The organism is Bradyrhizobium cosmicum, from assembly GCF_032290525.1.
GTDB classification, from domain to species: domain Bacteria; phylum Pseudomonadota; class Alphaproteobacteria; order Rhizobiales; family Xanthobacteraceae; genus Bradyrhizobium; species Bradyrhizobium cosmicum_A.
On record NZ_JASXTA010000016.1, the window covers coordinates 141038 to 161135 of the forward strand.

Consider the following 20098-nt stretch of genomic DNA (forward strand, 5'->3'; position numbering starts at 1 on the left):
GGCCCGGTCAGGCGAGGTAATGGCCCGACTTGCCGCCGAGCTTCTCGACCAGATGGATGCCCTCGATCCGCACGCCGCGCTCCACCGCCTTGATCATGTCGTAGATGGTGAGGCAGGCGACCGAGACGGCGGTGAGCGCCTCCATCTCGACGCCGGTAGGGCCTGTCACCTTGACGCTGGCGCGGACGAGGCAGCCCGGCAGCTTTGCGTCCGGCGCGATGTCGACCGTGACCTTCGACAGCGCGAGGGGATGGCAAAGCGGGATCAGCTCCGAGGTGCGCTTGGCGGCCATGATGCCGGCGATGCGGGCGGTGCCGAGCACGTCGCCCTTCTTCGCGTTGCCCGAGACGATCAGGTCGAGCGTCGCCCTGGTCATGATGACGCGGCCTTCCGCGACCGCGAGCCGCTCGGTTGCGGGCTTCTCCGACACGTCGACCATGCGCGCCTCGCCGGAGGCGCCGATATGGGTGAGGGCAGGGCCGGCTTTCGCTTTCGGCGGCTTGGTCGCCCTGGGCTTGCGCGCCATGTCAGCGCGTACCCGTGGCGGGCGCCGTCGCCTCGCGCGTGAGCAGCGTGCGCGTGGCGGCGGTAACGTCGGCCTGGCGCATCAGACTTTCGCCGACCAGGAAGGTCGACATGCCCACGCGTTCGAGCCCGGCGAGGTCGGCGGGCGTGAAGATGCCGCTCTCGCCGACCATCAGCCGCTCCGAGGGGATCAGCGGCGCCAGCGCCTCGCTGGTCGCGAGCGTGGTCTCGAAGGTACGCAGATTGCGGTTGTTGACGCCGATCATCGGCGAACGGAGTTTCAGCGCGCGGTCGAGCTCGGCGTGGTCGTGGATCTCGATCAGCACGTCCATGCCGAAGGCGAGGGCGGCGTCCTCGAGATCCTTGGCGGTGGCATCGTCGAGCGCGGCCATGATGATCAGGATGCAGTCGGCACCGTGGGCGCGGGCCTCGGCGACCTGGTAGGTGTCGAACATGAAGTCCTTGCGCAGCACGGGCAGCGATGTTGCCGCGCGCGCCGCCACCATGAAGTCGAGATGGCCCTGGAACGAAGGCGTGTCCGTCAGCACCGAAAGACAGGCGGCGCCGCCCGCCTCGTAGGCCTTGGCGAGCAGCGGCGGATCGAAGTCGGCGCGGATCAGCCCCTTCGACGGCGATGCCTTCTTCACTTCTGCGATCAGGGCGTAGTCGCCATTGGCGTGCCTGGCCTTGATGGCGCGCAGGAAGCCGCGCGGGGTGCCTTGCGCCCTGGCCGTGGCCTCGACGTCTGAGAGCGGCCTCGCGCGCTTGGCCGCGGCGATCTCCTCGCGCTTGTAGGCTTCGATCTTGGTCAGGATGTCCGACATGTCAGGCTCAGCCGTTCGAGACCGAGATCAGATGCTTCAGCCGCGCGCTCGCCGCGCCGCTGTCGAGCGACTTCGCGCCGATCGCGACGCCTTCCTTGAGATTTCCGGCGCGACCGGCCACGACCAGCGCCGCAGCCGCATTGATCAGCGCGACGTCGCGATAGGGGCTCGGCTTGCCGTCGAGCACGCTCTGCAACGCGATCGCGTTGGCGTCGGCCTCACCTCCCTTGAGCGCGCCGGGCTCGCAGCGCGGCAGGCCCGCCTCCTCCGGCGTCACCTCGAAATTCCGGATCTCGCCGTTCTGAAGCGCGGAGACGAAGGTCGGGCCGGTGAGGGTGATCTCGTCGAGGCCGTCGGAGCCGTGCACGACCCAGGCGGATTCGGAGCCGAGATTCTTCAGCACCTGCGCCAACGGCTGCACCCATTGCCGCGAGAATACGCCGACCATCTGGCGCTTCACGCCGGCCGGGTTGGACAACGGGCCGAGCAGATTGAAGATCGTGCGCGTGGCAAGCTCGACCCGGGTCGGGCCGACGTTCTTCATGGCGGGATGGTGGGCGGGGGCGAACATGAAGCCGATGCCGCATTCGCGCACGCAACGGCCGACCTGCTCGGGCCTGAGGTCGATCTTCACGCCGAGCGAGGCCAGCACGTCGGCGGCGCCCGAGCGCGACGACAGCGCGCGGTTGCCGTGCTTGGCCACCGGCAGGCCGGCGCCCGAGACGATGAAGGAGGCGCAGGTCGAGACGTTGACCGAGCCGGAGCCGTCGCCGCCGGTGCCGACGATGTCGACGGCTTCCGGGGGCGCGTCGACCGTGAGCATCTTCGAGCGCATCGCCGCAACAGCGCCGGTGATTTCGTCCACGGTCTCGCCGCGCACCCGCAGCGCCATCAGCAGGCCGCCCATCTGCGAGGGCGTGGCCTCGCCCGACATCATGGCGTCGAAGGCCGACGCTGCTTCGTCACGCGACAGGCTGGCGCCGGTCGCCACTTTTCCAATGATCGATTTCAGGTCGTCCATCGCGTGCTTTCAACTCACTGGTTCGCGCCGGTCACCTGCGCGAAGGCGGCCTGATTAATGGTGGTCCCGATGTCTGTTTCAAGCTTGTTGACGTAGGAGGCGACCTGCTCGTCGGTCAGCGCGCGGTCGAGGCTGTCCTTCAGCTTCTTCACGGCCTCGGAAGCGGCATCGACCGCGGGTTCGACGATGTCGGTGACGCGGAAGACGATCACTTCGCTGCCGCCGCTCACGGCCGTCTGTCCGACGCCGTCCTTGGCGGTGCGGAAGGCGGCGGAGACGACGTTGGCGGGCACGCCGGCAGGCGAGTCGTCACGCTTGAAGCCGGTGGCGGTCTCGACCTTGGCGCCGATCGCGGCGGCCTCGTCGGCGAGCTTGCCGCCCTGTTCGAGCTTTTGCACCATCTCCGTCGCCTTCGTCTTCAGCTTGGCGCCGATCTGGTCCTGGCGCCAGCGCGCCTCGACCTGGTCGCGGACCTCGTCGAGGTTGCGGTCGCGCGAGGGCGTGATGGCAAGCACGTCGTACCAGACATAGCCGCCCTTGAACGAGATCGAGTCGTTGTCGACGCCGACATCGGAGTTGAAGGCCTGCGATACCAATTCGAGGCCCTGCGGGATGCTGGTGACTGGCTGGCCGTCCGGGGCGCGGCCGGAACGGTCAACGGCGTCGATGGTCACGGCGGCGAGGCCGAGCTTCTGCGCCGCGTCGATCACGCTGGAGCCGCCGCCGCGCTCGTCTTCCATCTTGTCGCGGAGATCATTGACCTTGACGCGCGCGCGCTCGGTCGCGATCTCGCGCTTGATGTCGCCGGCGAGGCTCGCGTAGTTCGCCTCCTTGCCCGGCTCGATCTTGTCGACCTTGACGATGGACGTGCCGAGACGGCCCTGGATCGGCTGGCTGATCTCGCCTGCGGGAAGAGCGAAGGCGGCATCGCCAACCGCCTGGTCGAGCGAGGATTTGGTCACGAGCCCGAGATCGACGTCGGAGGCAGTCAGCCCGCGCTCCTTGCCGAGATCCTCGAACGACATCCCGCCGGCGAGGCGCTCGCGAGCGGCCTGCGCGTCGGCGGCGTTGGGGAATACGATCTGGTGAATCTGGCGCTTCTCCGGCGTGCCGAGCCGGTCCTTGCGCTGCTCGAACACTTTCTTCGCGTCCTCGTCGGAGATCTCGCTCCATTTGCCGATTTCCTCCGGCGAGACCACGACGAAGGAGATCTTGCGGTATTCGGGCGCGCGGAACTGGACCTTGTGATCCTCGAAATAGGCGGCGAGCGCTTCGGGCGAGGGGGCCTCGATGGTGCCGGCCTGCGCGGCGTCGAGCCTGACGAATTCGATCGCGCGCTGCTCGTTCTGGAAGCGCGTCAGCACGTCGATCATCGCTTTCGGCGGCTCGAGCCCGGCGCTGATCGTGCCGGTGATCTGCCGGCGCAGCGACACCTTGCGCTGCTCGGAGACATAGCGCTGCTCGGTGTAGCCGAAATTGCGGATCACGGCCTGGAAGCGGTTCGAGTCGAAGCCGCCGCCGACGCCCTTGAAGTTGGGATCGTTCATGATGACCTGGCGGATCTGCTCGTCGGACTGGCCGAGCCCGAGCCGGCGCGACTCTTCGTCGAGGGCGGCCTCCGCGATCGTCTGCTGCAGCACCTGACGGTCGAGGCCGAAGGCCCGCGCCTGGTCGGGCGTCAGCGGCCGGCCGACCTGGCGGCCGATCTGCTGCAGGCGGTCGGTATAGGTCTGCCGGAACTCATTCAGCGAAATCTCGGTGCTGCCGACCTTGGCCACCGTGGACTGCCCGAAGCCCTTGAAGATGTCGGCGATGCCCCAAACGCCGAAACTGATGATCAGCACGCCCATCACGATGGCCATGATGGTCTTGCCGAGCCAGTTTGATGAGGCCTTGCGCATTCCTCGAAGCATTTGGTCCAACTTGTTTGGTCAGGAGGGGAACGGGAGCGCGTCTTAATGCAGATTCCGCAAAAGCGCGTCACCAAATTGATCAATCATCATAAAGTGGCGGCTTTCCCCCCGCAACCTCAGGTCACGCGGTCCCTCGAAGCTGCGGTTAAAAGCCCCTGGGTCTCTGGAACTGCCGCGGCTCCTCTGCTAGCGCATGCACAACCCTCATTCTGCTGGACACTGACATGACCGACGCCATCCGACCGCTGATCGCCGGCAACTGGAAAATGAACGGGCTGAAGGGCTCCGCTGCCGAATTCGACGCCATGCTCAATGGTGCGGCAGACGTGGCCGCCAAGGCCGACCTACTGGTCTGCCCGCCGGCGACCCTGATCGCCGCCTTTGCCGAGAAGGCGCGCGGCAAGAAGGTCGCGGTAGGTGCCCAGGATTGCCACCCCAAGGGCTCCGGCGCCCATACCGGCGATATCGCGGCCGAAATGCTCGCGGATGCCGGCGCGAGCGCCATCATCGTCGGCCATTCCGAGCGCCGCGCCGACCACGGCGAGGGCGATGCCCTGATCCGGCAGAAGGCCGAAGCCGCCTGGCGGGCCGGCGTCACCGCGATTGTCTGCATCGGTGAGACGCAAGGCCAGCGCGATGCCGGCCAGACCCTGGATATCCTGCGCGGCCAGCTCGACGGCTCGCTCCCGGACGGCTCGACCGCCGCCAATCTCATCGTGGCCTACGAGCCGGTCTGGGCGATCGGAACCGGGCTCACCCCCACGGCGCAGGATGTCGAGCAAATTCATGGCTTTATCCGGGAGTTCCTGAACTCCAAGTTCAAGGCCGACGGTTCAAGGATGCGCATTCTCTACGGCGGTTCGGTCAAGCCCTCGAACGCAGCCGAGCTAATGGCCGTGAGGAACGTCAACGGCGCGCTGGTCGGCGGCGCCAGCCTGAAGGCGGCCGATTTCCTTGCCATTGCGAAGGGCTGCCCCTAGCTAATTGCCAAGCGCGACCGGGCCCGATCGGGGTGGCAATGCCGTTTCCGATCGTGTAACACCGCGCAACTTCAGGAAAACCCGCGAAGCGCGATCGGCTGCCGTCAGGCGCCGCCCGCTTGTGACGGAAGGACATTATGCAGACCGTTGTCATCGTCATTCACCTCATGATCGTCGCCGTCATGATCGGCGCCGTCCTGCTCCAGAAGTCGGAAGGCGGCGGCCTCGGTATGGGCGGTGGCGCGGGCTTCATGTCGAGCCGCGGCACTGCGAATCTCCTGTCGCGGACCACTGCGGTCCTCGCCGCCGGCTTCTTCCTGACCAGCCTGTTCCTGTCCTGGTATGCGGGGTACAACCGCGCGCCGTCATCGCTCATCGGCGCGCCCGCGTCCCAAAGCCAGCCCGGATCGCCGGTCGCGCCGCCGACCTCGGGCGGCATCCTGGATTCGCTGAAGAAGGCGGACGAGCAGCAGCAGGCGCCGGCTCCGAGCGGCCCGCAGGTACCGCGCTCGCAATAAAGCAGGGGGGCCATGCAGGGCGGCTTCTACCGTCCTGCATCAACAATCCCCATCAAGGCTCTGTCACCACTCTCAGTTTCGGATCACCCACAGGCCCGCAGAATCTTTGGGGCGGAATACGAATCGCTTTGGCGAATCGAATTCGAGGGATTAGAGGTTAAGTCCCATGGCGCGGTACATATTCATCACCGGCGGCGTGGTTTCTTCGCTCGGCAAGGGTCTGGCTTCAGCGGCACTGGGTGCCCTGCTGCAGGCCCGGGGCTACAAGGTCCGCCTCCGCAAGCTCGACCCCTATCTCAACCTCGATCCCGGGACGATGTCGCCGTATCAGCACGGCGAAGTGTTCGTGACCGATGACGGCGCGGAGACCGATCTCGATCTCGGTCACTACGAGCGCTTCACCGGCCGTCCGGCGACCAAGGCCGACAACATCACCACGGGGCGCATCTATCAGGACATCATCTCCAAGGAGCGCCGCGGCGATTATCTCGGCGCGACCATCCAGGTGGTTCCACACGTCACCAATGCCATCAAGGAATTCGTCCTCGACGGAAATGAGGATTACGATTTCGTGCTGGTCGAGATCGGCGGCACCGTCGGCGACATCGAGGGGCTGCCGTTCTTCGAGGCGATCCGCCAGCTCAAGAACGAGCTGCCGCGCGATCACGCCATCTACATTCACCTCACGCTGCTGCCCTACATTCCGAGCGCCGGCGAGCTCAAGACCAAGCCGACCCAGCACTCGGTGAAGGAGCTGCGCTCGATCGGCATCCAGCCGGACATCCTGCTCTGCCGGACCGACCGCGAGATTCCGAAGGAAGAGCGCCGCAAGCTCGGCCTGTTCTGTAACGTGCGCGAGAGCGCCGTGATCGAGGCGCGCGACGCCGACAGCATCTACGCCGTGCCCGAAGCCTATCATAACGCGGGCCTCGACGACGAAGTGCTCGCCGCCTTCGGAATCGGCTCGCGAATCCCGCCGGTGCTCAAGAGCTGGCAGCAGATCAACGAACGCATCCGAAATCCCGAGGGCAACGTCACCATCGCCATCGTCGGCAAGTACACCGGCATGAAGGATGCGTACAAGTCGCTGATCGAGGCGCTCTCGCATGGCGGCATCGCCAACAAGGTGAAGGTCAATCTCGACTGGATCGAGAGCGAGATCTTCGAGAAGGAAGACCCCGCGCCGTTCCTCGAGCACGTCAACGGCATCCTGGTGCCCGGCGGCTTCGGCCAGCGCGGCGCCGAAGGCAAGATCCGCGCGGCGCAGTTCGCGCGCGAGCGCGACGTGCCGTATTTCGGCATCTGCTTCGGCATGCAGATGGCGGTGATCGAGGCCGCGCGAAACCTCGTCGGCATCGAGGAGGCCAACTCCACCGAGTTCGGCCCGACCAACGAGCCGCTGGTCGGCCTGATGACGGAATGGTTGCGTGGCAACGAGCTCGAGAAGCGCTCCAAGGCCGGCGATCTCGGCGGCACGATGCGTCTGGGCGCCTATCCCGCCGCGCTCACCCGCGGCAGCCGCGTCTCGCAGGTCTATGGCGATGCCACCGAGATTTCCGAGCGCCACCGCCACCGCTACGAGGTCAACACCGCCTACAAGGACCGCCTCGAGCAGCACGGCCTGAAATTCTCCGGCCTGTCGCCCGATGGCGTGCTGCCGGAGATCGTCGAGTACGAGGATCACCCCTGGTTCATCGGCGTCCAGTTCCACCCCGAGCTGAAGTCGCGGCCGTTCGAGCCGCACCCGCTGTTCGCCTCGTTCATCCAGGCCGCGATGGTGCAGAGCCGGCTGGTATAGCGCATTCTCTTCCTTTGACGATTGCGCCGTTTGTTGCGACAACTCCCTGCCGCAAGAACAACAATGCAGAGAGTGAACTCCGATGATCTACGAAATGCGCGTGTATCGCTGCGTGCCCGGCCGCTTGCCGGCGCTGCTGAAGCGGTTCGAGACGGCGACGCTGAAGATCTGGGAAAAGCACGGCATCAAGCAGGCCGGCTTCTTCACCACGCTGATCGGCGAATCCCACCAGGAGCTGACCTATTTCCTGGCCTGGGAGTCGCTCGCCGAGCGCGAGAAGAAGTGGGGCGCGTTCATGACCGACCCCGACTGGATGAAAGCGCGCGCTGAGAGCGAAGCCGATGGCCAGATCGTCGGCAACATCGTCAGTCAGATTCTGGCGCCGACGGCCTTCTCCTCGGTCAAATAGCAGCTTCCGTCACGGCGCGCCGGGAACCCCGGCGCAACCCTGATATTCTGACAGCCCGGGCCGAATGGGGTTGATCCGCCTCTCACCACCGCTATGGTCGCGGCGAAACGAGGGAATTGGCCTTGAGCTCTTCGACATCAGCGGCGCCTTTCGTCGGCGTAGGCACGGTCAAGTTCGGCAATGATCTGCCGATCTCGATCATTGCCGGGCCATGCCAGCTCGAAAGCCGCCAGCATGCGCTGGAGGTGGCCTCCGCGCTGAAGGAGATCGCCGCGCGGTTGAAGATCGGCCTCGTCTACAAGACTTCGTTCGACAAGGCCAACCGCACCAGCGCATCCGCTGCGCGCGGCCTTGGCCTTGCGCAGTCGCTGCCGATCTTCGCCGAGATCCGCGCCTCGCTTGGCCTGCCGGTGCTGACCGATGTGCATGACGCCGCGCAATGCGCCGAGGTGGCGCAGGCCGTGGACGTGTTGCAGATCCCCGCCTTCTTATGCCGGCAGACTGATTTGCTGCTCGCGGCCGCCGCGACGGGCAAGGTCGTGAATGTCAAGAAGGGCCAGTTTCTCGCGCCCTGGGACATGGCCAACGTCGTCACCAAGATCATCAGCGCGGACAATCCCAACGTGCTCGTGACCGAGCGCGGCGCCTCATTCGGCTACAACACGCTGGTCTCCGACATGCGCGCGCTGCCGATCCTGGCGCGCACCACCGGCGCGCCCGTGATCTTCGACGCCACCCATTCGGTGCAGCAGCCGGGCGGGAAGGGGACGTCCTCCGGCGGCGAGCGCGAATTCGTGCCGGTGCTGGCGCGCGCGGCCGTGGCGGTTGGGGTTGCCGGCGTCTTCATCGAGACCCATCCCGATCCCGATCGCGCGCCGTCGGACGGTCCCAACATGGTGCCGCTGCGGGATTTCGAAGCGCTGATTGCCAGGCTGATGGCGTTCGACGCGCTCGCCAAGGATTCCAGCAAAGCAGACCCGCGCTGATGCAGCAGGGCGAGGCGCGGCCGCACGATCACGGCCTGCCGGCCGCGCTCTACGTCATCTCCGGCGCAAGTTTCGCCGCGGCGCTCTCGGCGCGTGCGCTCGATCCGGTGCTGCCGCACGTCGCCGAGGACTTTGGCGTCAGCATCGCGACCGCTGCGGGCTTTGCCGCGGTGTTCGCCTTCACCTTCTCGATCATCCAGCCGATCGTCGGCGCCGCCGCCGATCTGTTCGGCAAGACGCGGCTGATGATCGGCTGCCTCGCGCTGCTCGGCCTTGCCAACATCCTGGGCGCGCTCTCGACGTCGTTCTCGGTGCTGTTTGCCACGCGTGTCCTCGCCGGCATCGGCTCCGGCGGCGTGTTTCCGGTGGCGTTGAGCCTGACCAGCGATCTGGTCGGGCCGGAGAAACGCCAGGTCGCGATCAGCCGCACGCTGGCCGGCGCGATGACCGGCAATCTGCTCGGCGCCTCGGCCTCGGGCCTGATCGGCGATGTCCTCGGCTGGCGCGGCGTGCTGGCGGTGCTCGGCGCGCTCGGGATCGCCGCCTCGATTGCGGTCGCCGCCGGATTCCGCGGCGCCGAGGTCAAGCATTCGCCGAAGACGAGCCTGTCGGCGTTGAAGGCCGGCTATCGCACCATCTTCACCAATCCCAATGCCTATGTGTGCTACTCGGCGGTGTTCGTCGAAGGCTGCTGCGTGCTCGGCCTGTTTCCCTACATCGCCTCGTTCCTGTTCGAACTCGGGCAGACCTCGCTCTCGATCGCCGGTCTCGTCATCGCAGGGTTCGCGGTCGGCGGCCTGTTCTACACGCTGACGGTGTCGCGCATGCTGCCCCGGCTCGGCGTCAAGGGCATGATGATCGCGGGCATGACGCTGGTCGCCTCACAGCTCGTTCGGTCGCATTCGGCCCGCGCTGGGAGGTCAAGGCACTGAATCTCATCGTGATGGGCTGGGGCTTCTACATGGCCCATGGCTGCTTGCAGGTGTTTGCCAGCGAGCTCTCAGTCGAGGCCCGGGCGACCGCGCTGTCGCTGCACTCGTTTTTCTTCTTCATGGGGCAGACGGTCGGGCCGCTCGCTTATGGCCTCGGGCTCCAGCATGGCGGCAAGATGCCGACGCTGCTCGCAAGCGCCGCGATCATGGTGGTGCTGGGTCTCGTCTGCGCCCGGCTGCTCAAGCAGCGGGCTCCCTCAGACGCGCGGGCCTGACGGAAGTATCAGGCTACCGCTTTACGTCACCGCGCGACGCCCGGCTCTCGCATGCATGGCACGCGGTTTGCTTTGATTTTGAGCAAATCGAGGTGTGAGATCGTGGACGCCCAGACCAGCCGTTCGCCCAGCGCAGCCGGCGTCACCCGATCGACCGGCTATCCCAGCAAGCCACCGCTGCGGCGTTTCCTGACGGATTGCCACGAGGAATTCCGGACCGACAAGTCCGGCGAGCTTGCCGACTACATTCCCGAGTTGAAGCGCGCCAATCCCGATCATTTCGGCATCGCGCTCGTCACCATCGACGGACATGTCTACGAGGTGGGCGACAGCGCCGTGCCGTTCACGATCCAATCGGTCTCGAAAGCCTTCGTGTTCGCGCTGGCGCTGGAGATGGTCGGCGAAGAGCGCGTCGCCGCCACCATCGGCGTCGAGCCGAGCGGCGAGGCCTTCAATTCGATCCGGCTCACCAACGACAACCGCCCCTTCAACCCGATGGTCAATGCCGGCGCCATCGCCTGTTCTGGCCTGATCTATGGGATGGACGGGAAGGGCGCCTTCGAGCGCGTCCGCTCAAAGCTCAGCCAGTTCGCCGGCCGCGAGCTTGGCGTCGACGAGGCCGTGCACGCCTCGGAGACCGCGACCGGCAATCGCAACCGCGCCATTGCCTGGCTGCTCCGAAACTACGCCGTGCTGCCGGATGACGTCGACGCCGTGCTCGACGTCTATTTCCGCCAATGCGCCATCCTGGTCACCGCGCGCGATCTGGCCGTGATGGCGGCAACGCTCGCCAACCGCGGCATCAATCCGGTGACCGGCGTGCAGGTGATCACGCCGCTCATCGTCGCGCGCACGCTGTCCGTGATGACGAGCTCGGGCATGTACGATTACGCCGGCGAGTGGACCTATCGCGTCGGCATTCCCGCCAAGAGTGGCGTCGGCGGCGGTATCGTCGCGGCGCTGCCCTCGCAGCTCGGGCTCGGCACGTTCTCTCCGCTGCTCGATGACCACTTCAACAGCGCGCGCGGTCTCAAGGTCTGCGAGGCGCTCTCGGCGCGGTTCGACCTGCACATGCTCAACCGCAACGCCGACGTCCGCACCAGCGTCATGGCGGATTACGACATCTACGGCATCTCCTCGCGGCGCAGCCGCCAGCCGCACGAGCAGCAGATCCTCGACGAGCGCCACAGCGACATCCGGGTGCTCGAGCTGGTCGGCGCCATGAACTTCGGCACCATCGACTACGTCACGCGAAAGCTCGCCAGCGAGCCGCCGAATGCGCCGCTATTGATCATCGATTTCCGCCGTGTCCCCGATATCACCGCGGCCGGCGCCGAGCTTTTGGGTGAGACGTTGACCGCGCTCGGCAATATCGGGGTCGTCGCCATTCTGTCGGGTCTCGACGAGACCGCCGCGGTGTGGGCGGCGATCTCGGCGCGTACAGCGGAGCCGCGCCGGCTGCGACGGTTTGCGCTGCTCGACGATGCCATCGAATGGGCCGAGGATCAGGTGATTTACCGCTTCGGCGGCTTCACCGACGCGAAGGAGCGCGCACATCTCGGCGAACAGGCGCTGCTGGCCGACCTCGACGCGGACGAGATCGCCGCCATCGTCAAGCTGTCCACCACACGCCATTACGCCCCCGGCCAGCGCATCGTCGCTGCCGGCGAGCCCGCCAATTCGCTGTTCTTCCTCCAGAGCGGCATGGTCAGCGTCAAGCTGCGCAGCGGCGTGCGGCTCGCCTCGCTCGGACCCGGCATGGCGTTCGGCGAGATGGCGATCCTGGAGGGAAGCCGCAGCGCCGACGTCTTCGCCGACGCGCCCGTCAGCTGCCTCGAACTGCCGCTCGACAGTTTTGCCGACTATCGACGCGTGCACCCCGAGACGTCGCTGAAGATCATGCGCAACCTCGCCGCCATTCTGGCGCGGCGGCTGGTGCTCGCAAATGCGAAGGTCGATTTGCTCAGCGCGTATTAGACCTGCTGCTACGGAGCGCTCCAATACGCGCAAGCACCGGCCTGAATTCCGCTGCTCGCCGACGCGAAATCCGCCTGATTATCGAGCCATTTCGGGCGGCTTCGTGAAGCCACCGTACTCCCTTTCGAGCAATTGGGCGAAGGCAAGCGTGGTGCGGTCCTCGTACAGCGGGCCCATGATCTGGACGCCGATCGGAAGGCCGGTCTTCGATCGTCCTGCCGGTATCACCGTTGCCGGCAGGCCCGGCGGCGTCGCGAGCGTCGCCCATACGACGAGGGACAGATACGCATGAATCTCACCGTCGATGTCGATCGTGCGCTGCTCCTGATCCGGCGTGTGGTCGTGCGGGAATGCGGTCACGGCAAAAGCGGGACAGAGAACGACGTCGAATTCCCTGAACAGACCGGCCCATTGCAGACGCAAACGGGCGCGGGCGATTTCCGCCGCCATCACCTCGTGGTGGCTCAGCAGCGGCGCACGCGTCCGCCAGGCCTTCAGACTGTCGTCGTCCGGCTTCAACGCTGCGACCTTGTCCTGAATCTCCTTGAAGAATTCGGGACCGCGACCGAACGCGGCAAAATTGCGCACCAGGCGCGTGTGCAAGCGCGCGGACTCGGCGAGATCGGGCAGCAGCGGGCTGGATCGCGCAACTATCACGCCGGTCGCCGCCAGTCGGTTCGCGAGTTGGTTAATCGTATTCCGTATCTCCTGCGCCACCGGCAACAAAGGATGACTATCGAGAACCAGAACGCGGAAGTTTTTCAGCACGGCGTGCCGTTCGGAAGGAAGTTGGAGCCGATAGGCAGCAGCCTCGTTGTCGTCAGGCCCGGCGATGACGTCCAACGCCAACGAAAGATCGGCAACAGTGCGGGCCATCGGCCCGCAGACGCCCATTCCATTGGTCAAATCGGTTGCGAAAGCGGGCGAGCGTGGCGGTGCATGGCCGCGCTGTGGTACCAGATTGGACGTGGGCTTATGGGTGAACACGCCGCACAAATGCGCGGGCACGCGCAGCGAAGCGCTGAGATCTGATCCAAGCTCCAGCGGCACATAGCCGGCCGCCAGCGCTGCGGCCGATCCGCCGGATGAGCCGCCGGCTGAGCGCTTGAGATCCCATGGATTGTTCGTCGTCCCGTAAATGGGATTTGAACTCTGCCAGTCGGCAATGGAGAAGGCGATGTTGGTTTTGCCCAGGATCACGGCGCCTGCCGCCTTCAGCCGGGCGACCGCAATGGCATCCTCGGCAGCCCGCCAGTCGCGGCCGATCGGTAAACCCCACGTGGTCGGCAGGCCAGCGACGTTGAAGGATTCCTTCACCGTCATGGGTATCCCCAGCAACGGCCGGCGCTCGCCGCGCGCAAGCGCCGCGTCCGCCTCGCGCGCCGCGGTCCGGGCCCGTTCGAAGTCCCGCACGACCACGGCATTGATGCGGGAGTCGAGAGTCTCGATCCGGCCGATCGCGTGCTCCAGCAACTCGGTTGCCGAGACCTTGCGTGAATCGAGCAATGCGCGCAGCTCGCCTACATTGGAGTAAGCCAGACCTTCCTCCGAAAGGGACGGGGCCGCGGCTCCCTCGGCAAAAGCCGGCTTACGCGATGTCTCTGCCAAGGGCGCGATTGCCCCGGCAGCCGCACCCAGAAACATACGTCGGTTTATGGCCATGGAGACCTCCTGCGGCCGCTGTGATTCCGACTGCCATTCCCGTGACGATGGATTTGGACTAGCATTCCGGACCGGGCTAGTGACCGTACCGCCACGGCCCATCTGGGACACGCTAGGCGCGTTGGCGCCGGCACACCCGAAAGAGTGCCGAATGAACGCCGAAATTGGCACGAAAACCAAGCCGGGTATCGCTGCTGGCGGTGCGGCGGCGGCAGCTTCGCCAGCCGTTCTTCATTTCGCGGATTTTGACATCAACGTGGAGCGCGGCGAATTGCTCGTCCGCGGCTCCGTGACTGCCTTGCGTCCAAAGAGCTTTGCCCTGCTGGTTTATCTCGCCCGTCGTCCCGGCCGGCTGTTGAGCAAGGATGAGCTGATCGAGGCGGTTTGGCCTGACGTGGTGGTCAGCGACGATTCCCTGGTGCAGTGCATCAGCGAACTGCGAGCGGCATTCGAGGATAGCAGTCAACAGGTGATCAAGACCGTGCCTCGCCGCGGCTATTTGCTGGATGCTCGATGCATCGATGCGTCGCTCGTCTCTGAAGGGGCAGGCGCCAGGGAGCACGCCAGTCGCTCCGGATTGGTACCATCCCTGACGATGCGCTCCCGATCATTGCCATGGCTGGTTGCACTGGGGGCCGCCTGCACCGTCGTGATCGCCGGCGCGCTCTGGTTCGGAATTCCGAACCGTGCACAGACCCGCAGCCTCATGAGCAAGAACACGATCACCATCTTGCCCCTTGCTGGCGTCGGTGGCGAAAACGCCGGCGAACTCGCCGAGGCCATTGGTGAAGATCTCACGATCGAAATCTCGCGCCTTCCTGATACGCTCGTGATCGGAGCTCCGGTCGGGTATTCCCATCTCGCTGGTGACGCGCTGCAGCTCGGCCGCCGATTGGATGTTGCTTATGTCCTAAGCGGCAGCGTGCTGCGCCGAGGCGAAGCGGTCTCGATCGCCTTGAAATTGCAGGCGAGTGCCGACGACGTGCTGTTGTGGTCGGGCCGGTTCGACTACGCCGAACAAGCCGGATGGAATTGGCGACAGGACGTCAGCGCGCGCATCGCCAATGAGCTGAAGGTCCGCATCGACGAGGCCGAAACACCGCTCGACAAGCCTTATGCCGGTCGCAGCTTCGCCGCCATCGATCCGACGCTCCAGGGCTGGCGTTTGCTGAAACGAATCCATACGCGCGACGTGCCGCAGCGAGCGCGCGCCCTGTTCGAACAGTCGCTGCAAATAGATCCCGCCTCCGCCTCTGCGTTAGCGGGTCTTGCGCTCAGTCATGTCACGGAGGTGCTGAACAGGTGGAGCACGGCACCCGACAGCCAGACCGCACTTGCAGCGCAAGCGATCGAACGGTCATTGGCGCTCCAGCCCAACGATGCTCGCGCAAACTATATCCGCAGCCTTGTATTGTCTGTTCAAGGCCGGATAGATGATGCGGAACACGCGGTTCAGCGCGCACTCGCGCTCCATCCGAACCAGCCGCGGGCGCTGCAGCGACTTGGCTTTCTGAGGTTGCAGCAAGGCCGTCCGGAAGCGGTCGCCGGACCGGTCATGCTCTCGCTCCGCCTCGATCCGCTGAACTCCGAGCAGGTAAGTCTGGGCTACTTTACGCTGGGGATGGCCGAATTTCACCTGCACCACGACGATCTGGCCTACGCGCATATGCGCCAGGCGGCGATCAGTAGTCCGCAGAACGGATTTGCCTGGCAATGGCTCGCTGCGATGGATGCCCTGCACGGGCGCAGCGAACAGGCCAAAGCCAACTTGGTCGAGTATCAAAAACGCATTCCGGGTCACACCGTCGGCGGCCTGAAAGCATCCGAGTACTCGCGTGACCCGACGTTCTGGCTGGAGCGCAACCGCTTCTATGAGGGCTTGAGACTGGCCGGTTTGCCTGAATAAGTCGTATGGCCTCATGGCGAGGCTAGCCTTCTCAGCAGTGCGGCGCGACGCTTGCTCCAAGACCGATCGGTGCGCTTGCCCATTTCGGCGGTCTAGCGGTTGCTCGCGAATGCCAAAATCGACCTCTTCAGACGCATCAGAGCTGGCGGGCTGCGCCGACGCGTACGGTTTTGGGCTTGCCAAGTTCGCGCAACGTGAAAGAATGAATTTGGAGCAGTCGGCTCCCAACACAATTTCAGGGAGAGACGCGTGAGCGAGCCGCTTCATCCGGCTGCACCGCATCATTTGCCTTCCTTCATCACCGCGCCCGGGGACACCGATGTCCTGATGCTCGTCGTCGGCATCGTCCTGATCGGCGCCGTTCTCGCGGTCGGGAACTTCTATCTGCACCTGCACACGATGCCGGAGCGGATGGCCCACAAGTCGCAGAAACTCCAGTTCGAGATCGTGGCCGTGCTGGGACTGCTGGCGCTGTTCACGCACAATCACCTGTTCTGGGTGATCGGCCTGTTCCTCGCCATGATCGATCTGCCTGACTTCACCACGCCGCTGCACAAGATTGCCGGATCGGTCGAGAAGATGGCAGGCGTGGCGCCGGAGAGCGATCCCACCGAGCCACGGACTGAAGCTGTTGTCGCGCAGCCTCCCGTGGCCGGCGATACGGCCAAGAGAGAGGTGACCAGCCATGCTTGAGCTGCTGCTCTGCTCGCTTCTGACGATATTTCCTGACTACCTCTACCGCCGCTATCGGCAGGGAAAGCGCATCGGGCGCGAGATCACGCTTTTCTCGGTCTGGTTCGAACTGCGATTTGGCATCATCGCCTGCCTGATGCTGACGGTCTCGCTGATCACCATGATCTTCTATTATCACCCGTCGACCAATTCGGCGACGTTGTACTATCGGACCGTCCCGATCGTCCCCGAGATTACGGGCCGCGTGGCTGAGGTTCACGTCGATTACAGCGCGCCGGTGAAGAAGGGCGACGTGATCTTCAGGCTGGACAATTCCAAGCAGCAGGCGTCACTCGAGACGGCGAAACGCAAGATTGCCGAAGTCGATGCCTCGATGCTGACGGCGCAGGCCGATATTCTCAAATCGGAGGGCCAGCTTCAGGAAGCCAGAAGCGCGCTGCAACAGGCGAACGACGAACTCGACGTCAAGCGCGAACTGCAGAAGCGCAATCCGGGCATCGTGCCGCAGCGGGATATCGAAAAGCTCGAAGTGGTCGTCGCCGGCCGGCAAGGCTCGGTCGATGCCGCGACCGCGTCCAAACAGTCGGCGACGACGCGCGTCAATGCGCTTCTTCCGGCAGAGAAGGCAAGCGCGGAAGCAGCGCTGGCCGAAGCGCAGGTCGATCTGGACAAGACCTTCATTCGCGCCGGCGTGAATGGTCGTGTCGAGCAATTCCTGCTGCGGCCGGGCGATGTGGTCAATCCCATGATACGGTCCGCGGGCGTGCTGATCCCCGAGGGCGCCGGGCAACGCGCCCTATCGGCGGGGTTCGGACAGATCGAAGCGCAGGTCATGAAGGTGGGAATGGTGGCGGAGGCCACCTGCATCTCAAAGCCGTGGACGATCATTCCGATGGTGATCACCGACGTGCAGGATTACATCGCGGCGGGCCAGTTCAGGGGCGGAGAGCAACTGCTCGAGGTGCAGAATACCGTTCGACCCGGCACGATTCTGGTGTTCATGGAGCCGATATACCAGGGCGGTCTCCAGGGCGTGACGCCAGGCAGCAGTTGCATCGCCAACGCCTATACCAGCAATCACGAATTGATCTCGTCGGGGAAGGTCGGCGCGCTCAAGAGCTTCGCATTGCATGTCGTCGATGCGACCGGACTTGTCCACGCCATGCTGTTGCGGATCCAGGCCCTGCTGCTGCCGGTCAAGACGCTGGTGCTGAGCGGGCATTGATCCGCCCGAGCGCGCCGGCACAAGCGCTAGTTTCCGATCGGCTCCATGCCGCTCGCGATGATCGCATCGCGGGCTGCGGGAGAGGCGAGGAACTTGATCAACGCGTGGCCGGCCTCGGGCTCCCTGGAGCCGGTCGCAATCCCGGCGGAGAAGATGGTGATCTTCTGCAGTTCATTCGGCAGCGGCCCGACGATATCGATGCCCTTCACGGGCTTCAGCTCGCTGATCTGCTGGAAGCCGAGCTCGGCTTCGCCGTGCGCGACGATCTCGCCGACCGGGGTGGCCGGGATCTTGCGCGCCTTGTCCTTCATGACATGGGCAATGCCGAGCTTGTCGAACATCTCGGTCGAGACGTAGACGCCGCTGGCGCTGTCGGAATAGGCGATCGTCTTCGCCGCGAGCAGCGCCCGCTTGACCGCCTCCGCCGAACTGATGTCCGGCTTCGGCGCACCCGATTTCACGGCAACCCCGATCGGCGATCGCGTCAGGTCGACCTGGCTGCCGGCAACGACCTTGCCCTTGCTGGCGAGGTCGGCGAGGGCATAGCCCACCATGATCAGGACGTCGGCGGGCTCGCCGCGCTCCAGCCGGACCGGGATCGCATTGGCAGTGGTCCCCATCGACGGGCCATATTCCGTCAACACCTTGTTGCCGGTGGCTTTTTTCGAACTCCGGTACGAGCGCCTTGTAGGCAGCCGTCAATCCGCCCGAGATCATCACCCGGACTTCGGCAGCGTCGGATGCGCCAGTGAGCCACAGGACGCCCAGAAGGCCCAAGGCAAGGTTACGGAATGTTGCTGTGGTCGATCTCATTGGCGTTCGTCTCCAACTAGCCCCGCCCGCGATAGGGCGCGACGCCTTGCTCCGGCACCCACAGCCCCTTCGGCACCCGCCCGGTCTGCCAGAACACATCGATCGGGATGCCGCCGCGCGGATACCAATAGCCGCCGATGCGAAGCCATTTCGGCTTGATCTCCGAGGCGATGCGCTTGCCGATCATCACGGTGCAATCCTCGTGGAAGGCGCCGTGATTGCGGAAGCTCGCGATGTAGAGTTTGAGCGATTTCGACTCCAGCAGCCATGGGCCGGGCGCGTAGTCGATCATCAGATGCGCGAAATCCGGTTGTCCCGTGACCGGGCAGAGCGAGGTGAATTCCGGTGCCGTGAAGCGGACCAGATAGTCCGTGTCCTTTTGCGGATTGGGCACGCGGTCGAGCTGGGCTTTTTCCGGCGTGTGCGGCCACTCGACCGCGCGGCCAAGCTGGAGGGATTTTTTCGCCATCGTCGTCACATCCTGTTTCGGATGCCGGGATGGACGCAATTGTGCTCGTCGTCAACCAGCCGCGAGCGTCTGGATCATGACGATCCGGTCGTTGCCGGACTCGCAGCCCCAGAGCTCGCCCGGCCTTCCGTCGAGCTGACGGACGTTCGCATTGGCCTTGTCGCTCGCGAAGGCAGTGAACTTCTCGTTGGCAGGATCGAAGCGCACGATGGCGTTGGCCGAAAAATCGGTCAGCCAGACCTTGTCCTTGTCGTCGACATAGACCGCATAGGCGCGCGGACGCTCGCCCGGCAGCTTCCAGGTCCTCCAGGAGCCGTCTGCGGGATCATGCACCGAGACGTGGCCGCTGTTCCACTCGCTGACCCACAGCCGGCTCTTCGAATCCGACCAGATGCGCCGCGATCCCTGTCCCGGCGTCGGCGGCTCGACCACAGCGGCATTGCCGGTCACAAGGTCAATCTTCGCGATGTAGCTGCCGGCGAGTGAGGCGTACCAGACATCGCCTTTGGGCGTGACCGTGATGCCGTAGGGGCCGACGCCCTTGGGCGCCCTGAACACGTCCATCTCGCCCGACTTCGGCTTGAGCCGGCCGTAATAGCCGGACTGGCCGGTGAACCAGTAGGTGCCGTCCTTGTCGAACACGCCGGTGTTGAGATTGGCGTAGGCGAATTTTTCGGGCAGGCGGAACAGCGTGACCTTGAGATCGCCGGGATCGACCCGTGCGATCGCATTCTGGCCGCCCTCGGTGATCCAGGGCGCGCCGTCGGGGCCGATCGTCACGCCATGCGGGGCGGCGCCCTGACCGAGGCCAACGGTCTTGAAGGTGCCATCCTTGGGATCGAGCCTGCCGAGCAGGCCCTTGCCTTGGGCCGTGAACCAGACCGTGCCGTCGGGGGCGGGGGCGAGGTCGTGCAGGCCGATGCCGGAGCTGACAGGGAAATATCTTGTCCGGAACGGGCCTTCCTGCGCAAAACTTGGGCGGACGCCGAGGATGGCGACGCTCGAGGCAAGAAACTGGCGGCGATTCATGGCGTTACCCCGACTGTTTCAGATTGAGGTTGGACGCGCAGCGCAGGCGGCCTCAAGCATAGTCCGGGCCCCTTCGCGCGTCAGTCGAGGCGAGGCGTCCAAGCGTTCACATTTGCTTGCGGCCCGTGTAAGACCCGCGGCAC

At 65.1% G+C, this 20098-nt stretch carries 16 protein-coding genes and 2 pseudogenes; 10 read left to right on the forward strand and 8 right to left on the reverse strand.

Going from position 1 to position 20098, the window contains the following annotated elements; genetic code table 11:
• Positions 1–7: 7 nt before the first annotated feature.
• From moaC to QSV46_RS26765, 4 genes are read right to left on the reverse strand one after another with little or no spacing between them, the layout of a single operon-like run.
• Positions 8–526, reverse strand: coding sequence for a cyclic pyranopterin monophosphate synthase MoaC (gene moaC, locus QSV46_RS26750; RefSeq protein ID WP_314958473.1), 519 nt, complete (start codon positions 524–526; stop codon positions 8–10).
• Between the two features lies 1 nt (position 527).
• Positions 528–1349 (reverse strand): indole-3-glycerol phosphate synthase TrpC, encoded by an 822-nt coding sequence (gene trpC / locus QSV46_RS26755; RefSeq protein WP_314958475.1) that lies wholly within the window; start codon positions 1347–1349, stop codon positions 528–530.
• 7 nt (positions 1350–1356) lie between these two features.
• Complete coding sequence (trpD, locus tag QSV46_RS26760) at positions 1357–2370, reverse strand: anthranilate phosphoribosyltransferase (protein WP_314958477.1); 1014 nt, start codon at positions 2368–2370, stop codon at positions 1357–1359.
• Between the two features lie 14 nt (positions 2371–2384).
• A complete protein-coding gene (locus QSV46_RS26765; protein WP_314958480.1) occupies positions 2385–4283 on the reverse strand; it encodes a SurA N-terminal domain-containing protein in 1899 nt (632 codons plus the stop codon).
• Positions 4284–4507: 224 nt separating this feature from the next.
• Between QSV46_RS26765 and tpiA the strand changes: the two genes are divergently transcribed.
• The 7 genes and pseudogenes from tpiA (at position 4508) to glsA (ending at position 12158) form a co-directional block, all read left to right on the forward strand.
• Positions 4508–5263 (forward strand): triose-phosphate isomerase, encoded by a 756-nt coding sequence (gene tpiA / locus QSV46_RS26770; protein WP_314958482.1) that lies wholly within the window; start codon positions 4508–4510, stop codon positions 5261–5263.
• Between the two features lie 137 nt (positions 5264–5400).
• The gene (secG, locus tag QSV46_RS26775) at positions 5401–5781 is read left to right on the forward strand and encodes a preprotein translocase subunit SecG (protein WP_314958483.1); all 381 of its coding nucleotides are present in this window, start codon (positions 5401–5403) and stop codon (positions 5779–5781) included.
• A gap of 166 nt (positions 5782–5947) precedes the next feature.
• Positions 5948–7579, forward strand: a complete 1632-nt coding sequence (locus QSV46_RS26780) for a CTP synthase (protein WP_314958485.1) — start codon at positions 5948–5950, stop codon at positions 7577–7579.
• 82 nt (positions 7580–7661) lie between these two features.
• Positions 7662–7988 carry an NIPSNAP family protein gene (locus QSV46_RS26785; RefSeq protein WP_314958486.1) on the forward strand — a complete coding sequence of 109 codons (327 nt, stop codon included), beginning with the start codon at positions 7662–7664 and terminating at the stop codon, positions 7986–7988.
• A 122-nt stretch (positions 7989–8110) separates the two neighbouring features.
• Entirely contained in the window at positions 8111–8974 is an 864-nt protein-coding gene (gene kdsA / locus QSV46_RS26790; protein WP_314958488.1) for a 3-deoxy-8-phosphooctulonate synthase, read from the forward strand.
• Positions 8974–10181: pseudogene (locus tag QSV46_RS26795) on the forward strand (MFS transporter). The gene kdsA and the pseudogene QSV46_RS26795 overlap by 1 nt, the downstream one beginning before the upstream one ends.
• Positions 10182–10283: 102 nt before the next feature.
• Positions 10284–12158 (forward strand): glutaminase A, encoded by a 1875-nt coding sequence (glsA, locus tag QSV46_RS26800; RefSeq protein ID WP_314958491.1) that lies wholly within the window; start codon positions 10284–10286, stop codon positions 12156–12158.
• Between the two features lie 78 nt (positions 12159–12236).
• Here the strand turns inward: glsA and QSV46_RS26805 are convergent, their stop codons facing one another.
• On the reverse strand, positions 12237–13820 hold the full coding sequence (locus QSV46_RS26805) for an amidase (protein WP_314958493.1): 1584 nt from the start codon (positions 13818–13820) through the stop codon (positions 12237–12239).
• 151 nt (positions 13821–13971) lie between these two features.
• Here QSV46_RS26805 and QSV46_RS26810 point away from each other — a divergent pair, with 151 nt between their 5' ends.
• The 3 genes from QSV46_RS26810 to QSV46_RS26820 all read left to right on the forward strand — a co-directional run bounded on the left by QSV46_RS26810 (position 13972) and on the right by QSV46_RS26820 (position 17644).
• Positions 13972–15726 carry a winged helix-turn-helix domain-containing protein gene (locus QSV46_RS26810; protein WP_314958496.1) on the forward strand — a complete coding sequence of 585 codons (1755 nt, stop codon included), beginning with the start codon at positions 13972–13974 and terminating at the stop codon, positions 15724–15726.
• 249 nt (positions 15727–15975) lie between these two features.
• Positions 15976–16419 (forward strand): hypothetical protein, encoded by a 444-nt coding sequence (locus tag QSV46_RS26815; protein ID WP_314958499.1) that lies wholly within the window; start codon positions 15976–15978, stop codon positions 16417–16419.
• Positions 16412–17644 (forward strand): HlyD family secretion protein, encoded by a 1233-nt coding sequence (locus tag QSV46_RS26820; RefSeq protein ID WP_314958502.1) that lies wholly within the window; start codon positions 16412–16414, stop codon positions 17642–17644. The genes QSV46_RS26815 and QSV46_RS26820 overlap by 8 nt, the downstream gene beginning before the upstream one ends.
• Before the next feature lie 26 nt (positions 17645–17670).
• Here QSV46_RS26820 and QSV46_RS26825 read toward each other — a convergent pair.
• The 3 genes and pseudogenes from QSV46_RS26825 to QSV46_RS26835 all read right to left on the reverse strand — a co-directional run bounded on the left by QSV46_RS26825 (position 17671) and on the right by QSV46_RS26835 (position 19955).
• Positions 17671–18457, reverse strand: a pseudogene (locus tag QSV46_RS26825) (extracellular solute-binding protein).
• A 16-nt stretch (positions 18458–18473) separates the two neighbouring features.
• A complete protein-coding gene (gene queF, locus QSV46_RS26830) occupies positions 18474–18926 on the reverse strand; it encodes a preQ(1) synthase (protein WP_314958504.1) in 453 nt (150 codons plus the stop codon).
• A 51-nt stretch (positions 18927–18977) separates the two neighbouring features.
• Positions 18978–19955 (reverse strand): lyase, encoded by a 978-nt coding sequence (locus QSV46_RS26835; RefSeq protein WP_314958506.1) that lies wholly within the window; start codon positions 19953–19955, stop codon positions 18978–18980.
• Between the last annotated feature and the right edge of the window lie 143 nt (positions 19956–20098).

Excerpts from the sequence above, each read along its gene's own strand:
- tpiA (WP_314958482.1), top strand. The coding sequence starts at position 4,508 with ATGACCGACGCCATCCGACCGCTGATCGCCGGCAACTGGAAAATGAAC.
- secG (WP_314958483.1), top strand. The coding sequence starts at position 5,401 with ATGCAGACCGTTGTCATCGTCATTCACCTCATGATCGTCGCCGTCATG.
- moaC (WP_314958473.1), bottom strand. The coding sequence starts at position 526 with ATGGCGCGCAAGCCCAGGGCGACCAAGCCGCCGAAAGCGAAAGCCGGC.
- QSV46_RS26765 (WP_314958480.1), bottom strand. The coding sequence starts at position 4,283 with ATGCTTCGAGGAATGCGCAAGGCCTCATCAAACTGGCTCGGCAAGACC.
- QSV46_RS26780 (WP_314958485.1), top strand. The coding sequence starts at position 5,948 with ATGGCGCGGTACATATTCATCACCGGCGGCGTGGTTTCTTCGCTCGGC.
- QSV46_RS26805 (WP_314958493.1), bottom strand. The coding sequence starts at position 13,820 with ATGGCCATAAACCGACGTATGTTTCTGGGTGCGGCTGCCGGGGCAATC.
- QSV46_RS26820 (WP_314958502.1), top strand. The coding sequence starts at position 16,412 with ATGCTTGAGCTGCTGCTCTGCTCGCTTCTGACGATATTTCCTGACTAC.
- QSV46_RS26835 (WP_314958506.1), bottom strand. The coding sequence starts at position 19,955 with ATGAATCGCCGCCAGTTTCTTGCCTCGAGCGTCGCCATCCTCGGCGTC.
- trpC (WP_314958475.1), bottom strand. The coding sequence starts at position 1,349 with ATGTCGGACATCCTGACCAAGATCGAAGCCTACAAGCGCGAGGAGATC.
- trpD (WP_314958477.1), bottom strand. The coding sequence starts at position 2,370 with ATGGACGACCTGAAATCGATCATTGGAAAAGTGGCGACCGGCGCCAGC.
- QSV46_RS26810 (WP_314958496.1), top strand. The coding sequence starts at position 13,972 with ATGAACGCCGAAATTGGCACGAAAACCAAGCCGGGTATCGCTGCTGGC.
- QSV46_RS26785 (WP_314958486.1), top strand. The coding sequence starts at position 7,662 with ATGATCTACGAAATGCGCGTGTATCGCTGCGTGCCCGGCCGCTTGCCG.
- queF (WP_314958504.1), bottom strand. The coding sequence starts at position 18,926 with ATGGCGAAAAAATCCCTCCAGCTTGGCCGCGCGGTCGAGTGGCCGCAC.